At 57.0% G+C, this 12220-nt stretch carries 12 protein-coding genes; 4 read left to right on the forward strand and 8 right to left on the reverse strand.

Features of this window, described 5'->3' with window-relative positions:
* Window positions 1–65: 65 nt before the first annotated feature.
* The 7 genes from aroB to AC2TE5_RS21245 form a co-directional block, all read right to left on the reverse strand.
* The gene (gene aroB, locus AC2TE5_RS21215; RefSeq protein WP_121426116.1) at window positions 66–1154 is read right to left on the reverse strand and encodes a 3-dehydroquinate synthase; all 1089 of its coding nucleotides are present in this window, start codon (window positions 1152–1154) and stop codon (window positions 66–68) included.
* A 57-nt stretch (window positions 1155–1211) separates the two neighbouring features.
* Window positions 1212–1733, reverse strand: coding sequence for a shikimate kinase AroK (gene aroK, locus AC2TE5_RS21220; RefSeq protein ID WP_003861630.1), 522 nt, complete (start codon window positions 1731–1733; stop codon window positions 1212–1214).
* 286 nt (window positions 1734–2019) lie between these two features.
* Window positions 2020–3243, reverse strand: coding sequence for a DNA uptake porin HofQ (gene hofQ, locus AC2TE5_RS21225; protein WP_484613371.1), 1224 nt, complete (start codon window positions 3241–3243; stop codon window positions 2020–2022).
* Window positions 3170–3574, reverse strand: a complete 405-nt coding sequence (locus AC2TE5_RS21230; RefSeq protein ID WP_484612309.1) for a HofP DNA utilization family protein — start codon at window positions 3572–3574, stop codon at window positions 3170–3172. The genes hofQ and AC2TE5_RS21230 overlap by 74 nt, the downstream gene beginning before the upstream one ends.
* On the reverse strand, window positions 3564–4019 hold the full coding sequence (locus AC2TE5_RS21235) for a HofO family protein (protein WP_484612310.1): 456 nt from the start codon (window positions 4017–4019) through the stop codon (window positions 3564–3566). The genes AC2TE5_RS21230 and AC2TE5_RS21235 overlap by 11 nt, the downstream gene beginning before the upstream one ends.
* Window positions 4020–4022: 3 nt before the next feature.
* On the reverse strand, window positions 4023–4517 hold the full coding sequence (locus AC2TE5_RS21240) for a PilN domain-containing protein (protein ID WP_484612311.1): 495 nt from the start codon (window positions 4515–4517) through the stop codon (window positions 4023–4025).
* The gene (locus AC2TE5_RS21245) at window positions 4514–5290 is read right to left on the reverse strand and encodes a DNA utilization protein HofM (protein WP_484612312.1); all 777 of its coding nucleotides are present in this window, start codon (window positions 5288–5290) and stop codon (window positions 4514–4516) included. The genes AC2TE5_RS21240 and AC2TE5_RS21245 overlap by 4 nt, the downstream gene beginning before the upstream one ends.
* 120 nt (window positions 5291–5410) lie before the next feature.
* On the opposite strand from AC2TE5_RS21245, the gene mrcA reads away from it, so the two are divergent.
* Window positions 5411–7963, forward strand: a complete 2553-nt coding sequence (gene mrcA / locus AC2TE5_RS21250) for a peptidoglycan glycosyltransferase/peptidoglycan DD-transpeptidase MrcA (RefSeq protein ID WP_213329118.1) — start codon at window positions 5411–5413, stop codon at window positions 7961–7963.
* A gap of 80 nt (window positions 7964–8043) precedes the next feature.
* On the opposite strand, the gene nudE is transcribed toward mrcA, so the two are convergent.
* Window positions 8044–8604, reverse strand: a complete 561-nt coding sequence (gene nudE, locus AC2TE5_RS21255) for an ADP compounds hydrolase NudE (RefSeq protein WP_023333707.1) — start codon at window positions 8602–8604, stop codon at window positions 8044–8046.
* Between the two features lie 321 nt (window positions 8605–8925).
* Between nudE and AC2TE5_RS21260 the strand changes: the two genes are divergently transcribed.
* The 3 genes from AC2TE5_RS21260 to hslR all read left to right on the forward strand — a co-directional run bounded on the left by AC2TE5_RS21260 (window position 8926) and on the right by hslR (window position 12210).
* Window positions 8926–11061 (forward strand): intracellular growth attenuator family protein, encoded by a 2136-nt coding sequence (locus AC2TE5_RS21260; RefSeq protein WP_484612313.1) that lies wholly within the window; start codon window positions 8926–8928, stop codon window positions 11059–11061.
* 67 nt (window positions 11062–11128) lie between these two features.
* Window positions 11129–11812: a GMP/IMP nucleotidase gene (yrfG, locus tag AC2TE5_RS21265; RefSeq protein WP_032641117.1), complete on the forward strand. Its 684-nt coding sequence runs from the start codon at window positions 11129–11131 to the stop codon at window positions 11810–11812.
* Window positions 11809–12210 carry a ribosome-associated heat shock protein Hsp15 gene (gene hslR / locus AC2TE5_RS21270; RefSeq protein ID WP_023333710.1) on the forward strand — a complete coding sequence of 134 codons (402 nt, stop codon included), beginning with the start codon at window positions 11809–11811 and terminating at the stop codon, window positions 12208–12210. Before yrfG ends, hslR begins: the two co-directional genes overlap by 4 nt.
* Window positions 12211–12220 lie beyond the last annotated feature (10 nt).

Genomic DNA, 12220 nt, shown 5'->3' on the forward strand with positions numbered 1-12220 from the left:
AACGACTTTGCATTTCACCTGAAGCTAAACGACCACCGGCGACAGTGGCCTGACCTTTCTAGTTGTTACGCCTGCTGACAATCAGCGATAGCGCCAAGAACGACATCGTGCGGCACTCCGCCGCGCACTTCACTCTTCCCTATTGCAAGCGGGAGTACAAGACGCATCTCGCCTGCCAATACTTTTTTATCGCGCATCATGTGGGGTAAATACGCTTGCGCCGACATCTCCTGCGGTCCGGTCACCGGCAAACCTGCACGCTCAAGCAGCGCAATGATGCGTGCCGTCTCTTCCGGTGTGAACTGCCCGAGACGTTCTGAAGTACGGGCAGCCATTACCATTCCGGCCGCGACGGCTTCACCGTGCAGCCAGTTACCGTAACCCATTTCGGCTTCAATCGCGTGACCAAACGTATGCCCAAGATTCAGTAAAGCACGTAAGCCCGTTTCACGCTCGTCTGCGGCGACAACTTCTGCTTTCAGCTCACAACAACGACGGATGCAGTATGCCAGTTTAGCCTCATCCAGGCACAGCAGCGCATCCATATTCTCTTCAAGCCAGTTAAAGAACTCGCCATCCAGAATAATGCCGTATTTGATCACTTCCGCCAGACCAGAAGCCAGTTCGCGCTTCGGCAGGGTTTTCAGACAGTCGAGATCCACCACCACCGATGCGGGCTGGTAGAACGCGCCAATCATGTTTTTGCCGAGCGGATGGTTGACTGCCGTTTTGCCACCCACAGAGGAGTCGACCTGGGACAGCAACGTGGTCGGGATTTGAATAAAACGGACGCCACGTTGATAGCTTGCGGCCGCAAAGCCGGTCAGATCGCCCACAACACCGCCGCCCAGGGCAAGCAGTGTTGTATCGCGACCGTGCGGTTTTTGCAGCAATGCGGTAAAGACGGTATCCAGTACCGTCAGGCTTTTATACTGCTCGCCATCGGGGAGAATCACACTGTCGACTTTTACGCCCGCCTGCTCAAGCAGGTGGCGTACGCGGTCGAGATAAAGCGGAGCCAGCGTCTCATTGGTGACCAGCATCGCCTGATCACCCGCTTTCAGTGGTAAAAAGGAAGCTGGGTCGTTAAACAAACCAGCCGCGATGGTGATAGGGTAACTACGTTCCCCGAGAGTAACTGTAATCCTCTCCATGACGCGACATCCACCTTTAATGCTTTTACCCGCAGGCGAGTGTATATAAAGCCAGAATCAGTTGCTTTCCAGCATATGAATAATCTGGTTTGCAACCACTTTAGCGCTCTGGTCGTCAGTACGAATGGTCACATCGGCAATCTCTTCATACAGCGGATTGCGTTCATCGGCCAACGCTTCCAGAACTTCGCGTGGTGGCGTTTCAACCTGCAGCAGCGGGCGCTTTTTATCGCGCTGCGTACGTGCCAGCTGTTTCTCGATGGTCGTCTCAAGATAGACCACTACGCCACGGGCGGAGAGACGGTTGCGGGTTTCGCGAGATTTCACAGAGCCGCCGCCTGTTGCCAGAACGATGCCCTGCTTTTCCGTGAGTTCGTTGATCACTTTTTCTTCTCGGTCACGGAAACCTTCTTCGCCTTCTACGTCGAAAACCCAGCCCACATCAGCTCCGGTTCGTTTCTCAATCTCTTGATCAGAATCGTAAAATTCCATATTGAGTTGTTGAGCTAACTGACGCCCAATAGTGCTTTTGCCGGCACCCATAGGCCCAACCAGAAAGATATTGCGTTTCTCTGCCATTTTATCGGTACTACTAAGACTATTCGTTAATGGTAATCCCCGCTTCGCAGACACTCAGCGTAGCAGGACATGAACTGAAACCTCATATGCAATAGAGCGAGAGTCAGACTAAAAATTATCTCAATACTCCGGCTTGTTTGGCAACTGATTAAATCACCGCGTCGGGCGCATAAGGTAATAAGACGTAAGTCCAACTCAAATCGGTACTCCTTGTATGCTAATTCATGCCCCACGTCAAACATCTGCAACAAACTGAATGCAAAATCATTGCGGGGATCGTTACCCGTCAGCGAATACCGACCAGACGTGGCGTAATAAACACCACTAACTCGCGCCGTTCATTATCCTTCCCATCGTGGCGAAAAAGCTGCCCAAGCCAGGGGATGTTTCCCAGCCCCGGGACGCTGTCACTACCGGTTTTGTTCTTCTGCGAAAAAATTCCGCCTAACGCCAGCGTTTCTCCACTTTTTACCTCTACCTGGGTTTCTATCTCCTGTTTGTCGATCGCCAACGTTTCGCCGTCCGCCTGCTGCAGAACCTGTCCCGGCATATTTTCGCTGATGTGCAATTTCAGGCGCACGCGCCCTCCCGGTAACACCACCGGTGTGACCTCCATCCCTAATACCGCCTCTTTAAACTCAACGGAGGTGGCGCCGCTTTCACCGCTTGAGACCTGATATGGAATTTCACTCCCCTGCTTGATGCTGGCCGGCTGCATATGCGAGGCCAGCAGCCGCGGGCTGGCGATGATATCGACCTGCTGTTTTTGCTCCAGCGCAGAGAGCTCCAGATCCAGCAGCCGACCATTGATCCGCCCGATGTTAAAACCCACGTGGCTGGTGGCGCTGGCGACGGAAAGATCGCTGCCAAGCGTGGTGAGCTGACCAACCTTGCCCGCGTCGGTGGCGTCGGTGAGATTCCACTTCACTCCCAGCTCACGCAGGCTTTTTTCATTCATGGTCACAATATGCGCCGCCAGCTCGACCTGTTCGACGGGAATATCCATCTGAGCGGCCCAGCGCTGCAGCGTCTCCACCACCGTCTGGTTATCCCTAATCAGCAGGCGGTTGGTGCGTTTGTCGACAGATAAACTCCCCTTTGGGCTAAGGAGTTTTTCCGCGGCTTTTTGCAGCTCTCCGGCATCGGCATAGGAAAACGGGATACTGTGAGACACCAGCGGCGCATCAAGCTGTCGACGCGCCCGCTCCTGCTCTGAGCGTTCCTGCTGTTCACGCTGCCAGGCCGCGGTATGCACGTAAAAAATGCCGCCTTCCTCTCGCAAAACCAGGCCAGCGCTGGTGACAACCGTCTGTAACGCCTGCCGCCAGGGCACGCGCGTCAGGTTAAGCGAAAGCGTGCCGCCGACATCGGGCGATATCACCAGATTACGGCTCTCCTGCGCGGCCAGGCTCTGAAGCACCTGGACTACAGGCACATCATCCACCACCAGCGTGACCGGTTTTGGCGCGGCGGCCCACAGCGGATGGCTGAACGCCAGCAGCCACAGCATTATCCGTAAATTCATTCTTATCCGTTCCTTCTCGTTGCCACGTCCATTTTCCTGGTTCACATGTGTCACCCACATCAACAACCAGTTCCGTTTCATTGATGGCTGTTATCGTCCAGCCTGTCGGGAAGCGCTCATGCGTTTTCAGCCGGTGCCAGCGCTTTTGCCCATCCTGTAAAATGCCGATAGCCTGCTGTCCTCCCACCATGCCGCGATAGTGCCACTGCGCCAGCTCGCCAATGGCGCAGGGATCGTCCGGCGGGCGAAACGGATCGCGCATGCCGGTCAATAGCAGCGCTGAGCAAACCAGCAAATATCGCGCGCTATTTCGCATGTTCCAGCTCCAGCCGCAGGCGCAACGCTGTACCCTGTGGCGAAATCGCAAAAGCGGCGATCTGCACATCCCGCTGCGCCAGCCGGGAAAAAAGCGCCGGAAGCGCCTGCCACTCAATCTCCAGCATCAGTTCGCCTCCGTTCTGCAACGGCTTCCAGTGAACCAGCGTCGCGTTATCGCCCTGAAAATCGAGCGGGGAAAAAGATATCAGCTCCCGTGATTCCGGTGCTTCCGGACGAAACGGCATCTTTCTGACGGCAGGCCATAACGCTGCGTTAGCTCTCGCGTCCTGAATCAGCTGGCGCTGTCGTTCAGCACACTGCCTGTCTAGGGGTCTGAGCAAGGTGCCCCACGCTGCCAGTCCGGCCAGGAGACTCCCCAGGCACCAGAAGAGCACCCGATACCAGGGACTGCTTTCGCACCAGCGTTCTAACAGAGTATCCACGCGTTAACCCTCGCTTTTAAGATGAAGGGTGAACATCCAGCGCCCCTGGCTGTCCTGCCGAAGCTCACCCGTCGTCCCGGGCGTAAAATCCGCGATTTGGCCAAGCGCATCCCGCAGGGCGGAGAGGGCCGGCAGGGTTAGGGCATACCCGCTCAGCATCAGCGCAGGCGGCTGATAGCGCAGCTCTGTCAGCCAGACCTGTGCCGGAATGGCGCGGGAAAGCGACTCCAGCACCGGCTGCCATGCGCGTCGCTGAAGTGTCTGCGCTGGCATCTGCGCCTGTGAGGCGAGTTTCTGCCGGGAGAGAAGCGCATGCTGCACGGTCTGCATTCCCGTGAGTTCCGTTTGCAGCGCGTGCAGCCTCATAAGAGGGTTCATCCGCAGACCGAACATGACCATGAACATCAACAGCACGGTGCCGACACCCATTGCGCCCCAGAAACGCAGGCATCGCGCGCGCCGCTGCTGTCGCCAGGGCAGAAAGTTCATGATGCTCATCCGGGCACCTCGCTCATGGCCAGCGCCAGCGCAACGGTATAATCTGCGCCGCAGTCCGGTAGCGGGGCATGGCAGCGTTCCAGGATTTCCCACGGGTCACGTCGGTTATCAAACAGCGCGATGTCATCCGGTCCAAGCGCCAGCAGCGCCGCCAGCTCGGCCACGCTTTCGGCTTCTGTGGTAAAGCGGCGTCCCCACTGGTGGCGCATCGCCCACAGCCACTGCCGATCGTCCCGCCAGGCGATGCACGTCGCGGGTGCCACCGCAGGAAGAAGATTCGCCAGCGCGCTGGCATCCGGCGTAATGGCCACCAGCCGCAAACGCAGCGTTTTCGCTAGCGCCAGAAGGGTGTCGACCTCGCTGTTTTGCGCGGCAGTGACGTGAAAGGTATTGCTGAAGGTGTCCTGCGCGTAATCGAAACAGAGCGTATCGGCAGACATCTCCAGTTCGCGCGCGAGCGCCGCGCCAAGCCATGAGAGCTGCTCGCTGTCGCGCAGCGCAACGGTCGGGCGGGGAAGCGACCGCTGCAGGGTGCGCGCTGCCGGGAAAGAGAGGAACGCCCGGTGGTAGTGCGGCAGCGTTTTCCGCCAGTCGCGTAACGCATCAACCAGCTGTTCTGGCTGACAAATTTTGCCGTCACGAATGATGCCTTCGGCCAGAGGAATCGCCCACCAGCGGCGCAGGCACCAGCCGGACTTCTCCCGGGCCAACGCGACGATCAGCACCCTATCCTGTTGAATATGAACGCCCGTTTGCCATGTTTTGAAAGCCATGCTTCACGATCTCCTTATCGCCCGTCACCTTGACGGCTATATCAATGAATCAGGCTTGCCTTTATACTACCGCGCGATTGTTTAGAAACTGCCCAAGTGAAACCAAATGGGAAATCTCCGGTGAAGTTCGTAAAGTATTTATTCATCCTTGCAGTCTGTTGCATTCTGCTGGGAGCAGGCTCGATTTACGGTTTGTACAAATATATTGAGCCACAGCTACCTGATGTCGCCACGCTTCGCGATGTACGACTCCAGATCCCGATGCAGGTCTATAGCGCCGATGGCGAGCTCATGGCGCAGTATGGCGAGAAGCGTCGTATTCCGCTGACCTTAAACCAAATCCCTCCCGTGATGGTGAAAGCCTTTATCGCCACGGAGGACAGCCGTTTTTACGAGCACCACGGTGTCGATCCGGTGGGGATTTTCCGTGCCGCGAGCATTGCGCTGTTCTCTGGTCACGCCTCTCAGGGGGCGAGTACCATTACGCAGCAACTGGCGCGTAACTTCTTCCTCAGCCCCGAAAAGACGCTGATACGTAAGATCAAAGAGGTGTTCCTTGCGATCCGTATTGAGCAGCTGCTGAGCAAAGACGAAATCCTTGAGCTGTACCTCAACAAAATCTACCTGGGCTACCGCGCCTATGGCGTGGGGGCTGCCGCGCAGGTGTACTTCGGTAAGCCTGTTGAGCAACTCACCTTAAGCGAAATGGCAACCATTGCCGGTCTGCCGAAAGCGCCGTCCACGTTTAACCCGCTCTACTCGCTCGATCGCGCCACCGCGCGTCGTAACGTCGTCTTGTCACGTATGCTGAGCGAAGGCTACATCAGCCAGAGCGAGTACGACCAGGCGCGTAACGATGTGATTGACGCTAACTACCACGCCCCTGAGATCGCCTTCGCTTCTCCTTACCTGACCGAAATGGTTCGCCAGGAGATGGTGAATCGCTATGGTGACAAGGCCTATGAAGATGGCTATCGCGTGTACACCACCGTCACCCGCAAAGTCCAGCAGGCGGCTCAGGAAGCGGTGCGCAACAACGTGATGGACTACGATATGCGTCACGGCTATCGCGGCCCGTCAAACGTGCTCTGGAAAGTGGGCGAAAGCGCGTGGGACAGCAAAAAAATCACCAGTACGCTGAAGGCGCTGCCAACCTATGGTCCGCTCCTTCCTGCCGTGGTGACGCAGGCCGATCCTCAGGAAGCCGTTGCGACGCTCGCGGACGGTACTTCCGTCTCGCTGCGTATGGACGGTATCCGCTGGGCGCGTCCGTACCGCTCGGATACGCTGCAGGGCGCAACGCCGCGTAAAGTGACCGATGCGGTGCAAACCGGGCAGCAAATCTGGGTGCGCAAGGTAGGCGAATCCTGGTGGCTGGCCCAGGTGCCGGACGTCAACTCGGCCCTGGTCTCTATCAACCCGCAGAACGGTGCCGTTCTGGCCCTGGTCGGCGGGTTTGATTTCAACCAGAGCAAATTTAACCGCGCCACCCAGGCGCTGCGTCAGGTTGGTTCCAATATCAAACCGTTCCTCTACACGGCAGCGATGGATAAGGGCTTGACCCTCGCCAGCATCCTGAACGACGTGCCAATCTCCCGCTGGGATGCCGGTGCCGGTTCCGACTGGCAGCCGAAGAACTCCCCTGCGGAGTATGCCGGTCCTATTCGTCTCCGTCAGGGGCTGGGGCAGTCGAAAAACGTGGTGATGGTGCGCGCCATGCGCGCGATGGGCGTCGACTATGCCGCAGAGTATCTGCAGCGCTTCGGTTTCCCGGCGCAGAATATCGTTCGCACCGAGTCGCTGGCGTTAGGCTCCGCCTCCTTTACGCCGCTTCAGGTCGCACGCGGTTACTCGGTGATGGCCAACGGCGGCTTCCTGATTGACCCGTACTTCATCAGCAAGATCGAGAACGACCAGGGCGGCGTACTGTTCGAAGCGAAGCCGAAGATTGCCTGTCCTGACTGCGATATTCCGGTCATTTATGGCAATACGCCGAAATCCGAGGTGCTTGAAAACAAGGACATGGAAGATCCTGCCGTGTCTCAGGAGCAGCAGAACGGCGTCGTGCCGCAGCCGCAGCTCGAGCAGGCTAACCAGTCTCTGGTAGCACAGACCGGTGCGCCGGAGTATGCCCCGCATGTGATCAACACGCCGCTGTCGTTCCTGATCAAAAGCGCGCTGAACACCAACATCTTCGGTGAACCGGGCTGGCAGGGTACAGGCTGGCGTGCAGGGCGTGATTTGCAGCGCCATGACATCGGCGGTAAAACGGGGACAACCAACAGTTCGAAAGATGCGTGGTTCTCCGGTTACGGGCCGGGCGTGGTGACATCGGTCTGGATCGGTTTCGACGATCACCGCCGTGACTTAGGTCGTACAACGGCCTCCGGCGCGATTAAGGATCAGATTTCCGGCTACGAAGGCGGAGCGAAGAGCGCGCAGCCGGCCTGGGACGCCTACATGAAGTCCGTCCTTGAAGGCGTGCCGGAGCAGCCGTTGACGCCACCGCCAGGCGTGGTGACGGTCAATATCGACCGCAGCACGGGCCAGCTCGCCAACGGCGGTAATAGTCGCGCAGAGTATTTCATCGAGGGCACGCAGCCAACCACGCAGGCGGTGCATGAGGTGGGTACAGAGATTATTGATAACGGCGAAACGCACGAGCTGTTTTAAGCATAAAAATGCCCGGTAAAAACCGGGCAAATAATCGTAGGCCGGGTAAGGCGAAGCCGCCACCCGGCTTTTTTTATGGCCTACAGTCGCCCCTGCCCCTTCAGCCACTCCCGGACCAGGAACAGCGCGCTCACGTTGCGAGCCTCATTAAAGTCAGGGTCTTCCAGCAGATCCATCAGGTGCGCTAGCGGCCAGCGAACCTGCGGCAGCGGCTCCGGCTCATCCCCTTCGAGCGATTCAGGATAGAGATCTTCGGCCACCACGATATTCATTTTGCTGGAAAAATAGGACGGCGCCATGCTCAGCTTTTTCAGGAATGAAAGCTCATTCGCCCCGAATCCGACCTCTTCTTTCAGCTCGCGGTTTGCCGCTTCGAAGACGGTTTCACCCGGGTCGATAAGCCCTTTCGAGAAACCAAGCTCGTAAGATTCCGTTCCCACAGCGTATTCGCGGATCAAAATCAGATGATCGTCGATAATGGGAATGATCATCACCGCTTCGCGCGAAGAGGGGCGCATACGTTCATAAACGCGACGCACACCGTTGCTGAACTCCAGATCCACACTTTCGACATTAAACAGGCGCGATTTGGCGACAGTTTCAACATTTAGAATGGTGGGTTTTTGTAGTGGTTTGCTCATCGTGATGGGTCTTAGCAGTGAGAACTGGCGTTATTGTGCGATATGCCGCACGGTTTCGGCAATGTCAATCGTTCTTTATTTACATTTATGCAACGTATCAGGGATCAATCCTCAATTCAAAACAAATGTCAAGAGGTTGAAATGTTTCCAGGAATTTGCTGATATCGCGCCATAACAGGCTTTGCTATCATCACCGGTCACTGGGATGCGCTTCAGAATGCTCAAGTTCGACTCCATACTTGCCGATAGCCAACCACAGACTCTCATTCAATGTAAAGGTGCTACTGACTACACCTGTAAGATAAGTAAGATGGGGAAAGCATGAGCACCATTTTGATTGTTCTCGCTGCTATGCTGGCCAGCGCATTGGTTGCAGGGTGGTTGTACAGGCGCCGCGTACAGCGCCGTTATCGTCTGCCCTTTTTAAATGCATTTGCGGGTGCGAGCACGCGTAAACTCACGCAAGACGAGCGCGATGCAGTTGAAAACTATCTCGAAATCCTGAACCGTTCTCAGCTAACGCCTGGGCCGACGGGAGCTACCGCTGCGCCCGTCGCGCTAAAGCTTAACGCGCAAAGTGATACCGTGCTCTGCGTGACGCGCTCCATCACGCGTTATGGCATCACCACTGATGACCCCAACAAATGGCGCTATTACCTGGATTCCGTCGAAGTGCATCTGCCCCCGTCCTGGGAGCAGTACATAAATGACGAGAACAGCGTTGAGCTGATCCACACCGATTCGTTGCCCCTGGTTATCTCGCTTAACGGCCATACGCTGAATGAATACCTTCAGGAAGCCCCGCGTTTTGCGCTGGAGCGCGCGAGTTCAACGCAGGCATCCATTCGTGGCGAAGAGACTGAGCAGATCGAACTGCTGAATATTCGCCAGGAGACGCATGAAGAGTACGCCCTGAGCCGCCCGGACGGCATCCGTGAAGCCATTCTGATCGTCGCGGCCTTCCTGCTCTTTTTTATCTGCCTGCTCACGCCGGATGTGTTTGTCCCCTGGCTGGCGGGAGGCGCGGTGCTGCTGCTGGCAGCAGGGCTGTGGGGGCTCTTTGCCCCACCGGCCAAAACCTCGTTGCGAGAGATCCACTGCCTGCGCGGTACGCCAAAGCGCTGGGGCCTGTTCGGTGAAAACGATCAGGAACATCTCAACAATATTTCACTCGGTATTATCGACCTAATCTACCCGCGCCACTGGCAGCCGTGGATTGCGCAGGACCTAGGGCTGAAAACCGATATTGATATCTACCTTGACCGCCACGTTGTGCGTCAGGGGCGCTTCCTGTCTCTGCATGACGAAGTGAAAAACTTCCCGCTTCAGCACTGGCTGCGCAGCGCGGTCATTGCCGGCGGCGCCGCGCTGGTCTTAGTTATGCTGCTGCTCTTCGTGCCGCTGGATATGCCCATCAAATTCACCCTGTCGTGGATCAAAGGCGCGCAAACCATTGAAGCGAGCAGCGTCAGCAAGCTGGATGAAGCCGGTGTACGAGTGGGGGACACGCTGCGCCTGAAGGGGACCGGGATGTGTAATATTCACACCCCGGGGGCGTGGAATACCCGCCAGAACTCGCCTTTCATGCCGTTCGATTGTTCGCAAATTATCTGGAACGACGCGCCGCCGCTGCCGCTGCCGGAATCCGAAGTGGTGAATAAGGCCACGGCGCTGACCCAGACGGTGAACCGCCAGCTGCACCCGAAACCGGACGATGATTCGCGCGTCAGCCCTGCGCTGCGCTCGGCCATTCAGAAATCAGGCATGGTTCTGCTGGATGATTTTGGTGACATCGTCCTGAAAACGCAGGATTTATGCTCCTCTCAGGATGAGTGCATACGTCTTAAAAATGCCCTGGTAAACCTGGGTAACAGTAAGGACTGGGACTCGCTGGTGAAACGCGCCGAAGCGGGACGACTGGATGGCGTTAACGTGCTGCTGCGTCCGGTAAGCGCTGAATCGCTGGATAACCTGGTCGCCACCTCGACCTCGCCGTTCATGATGCGCGAGACCACCCGAGCGGCTCAGGCGCTGAACAGCCCGGCACCGGGCGGATTTGTGATTGTCAGCGATGAAGGCAGCGACCTGGTCGATCAGCCTTACCCGCAGGTTGCGCTTTATGACTACCCGGCGCAGGAGCAGTGGAGCCAGTTCCAGCGCCTGGCGCAGATGCTGATGCAAACGCCGTTCAGCGCCGAAGGGATTGTCACAAGCATCTACACCGATGCCAACGGCACTCGCCATATCGGCCTGCACCGGATGCCGGATAGCGCAGGCTTATGGCGCTACATCGGCACCTCTCTGCTGATGACCGCGATGCTTGCCGCCATTTTCTGGAACGGCTTTATGGCCCTGCGCCGCTACCAGCGCTCGCGCAACCGGCTTGCCGACATCCAGCAGTATTATGAAAACTGCCTCAATCCTAAGCTGATCCCCTCGTCTGAGAGCCTGATCTGATAACGTCGTTGCGCGACAAGATGTGCTACCCTGTCGCGCACGTTTCTTCTGGCTGGAGTTCCCCCTAATGCATCTTGATATCGCCTGGCAGGAGGTTGACACCGTTCTGCTGGATATGGACGGCACGCTGCTCGATCTCGCCTTTGATAACTATTTCTGGCAAACGCTGGTTCCTGAAACCTACGGCGAACAGCAGGGGATCTCCCCGGCAGAAGCGCAGGCATTCATTCGTTCGCAATATAGCGCGGTGCAACATACGCTAAACTGGTACTGTCTTGATTACTGGAGCGAGCGCCTCGGTTTGGATATTTGTGCCATGACCACCGCCCAGGGCCCGCGCGCCGTTCTGCGCGAGGATACCGTGCCCTTTCTGGATGCGCTGAAAGCCAGCGGCAAGCGCCGTATTTTGCTGACCAACGCGCATCCCCATAATCTGGCGGTGAAGCTGGAGCATACCGGCCTGGCGTCGCACCTTGATTTATTACTTTCCACCCACACATTTGGTTATCCGAAAGAGGATCAGCGGTTGTGGCATGCGGTGAAGGAAGAGACGGGTTTGCAGCCAGAACGTACGCTGTTCATTGATGACAGCGAGCCCATTCTGGATTCCGCGGCAAGGTTTGGCATTCGCTACTGTCTTGGCGTGACCAATCCTGACTCTGGCCTGGCTGAAAAAAGCTATCTGCGCCACCCTGGACTGAACGACTATCGCCAGATGATCCCCTCACTGACCGTGAAGGAGACGCCATGAAAGAAAAACCCTCTGACGGGGTAAGACTGGATAAATGGCTGTGGGCAGCGCGTTTTTATAAAACACGCGCCCTTGCCCGCGAGATGGTTGACGGCGGAAAAGTGCATTACAACGGCCAGCGCAGCAAACCGAGCAAGCTGGTTGAGCTGAATGCCACCTTAACGCTGCGTCAGGGCAACGATGAACGTACGGTGGTGATTAAAGCCATTACCGAACAGCGTCGACCCGCAACGGAAGCCGTACTGCTTTATGAAGAGACGGCGGAGAGCATTGAAAAGCGCGAGAAGACCGCGCTGGCGCGCAAAATGAACGCGCTGACGATGCCTCACCCGGACCGGCGGCCGGATAAAAAAGAGCGCCGCGATCTGATGAAATTTAAACACGGTGAGACCGAGTAACCTCACCCGC

It is taken from the genome of Enterobacter sp. N5-15 (genome assembly GCF_057221635.1).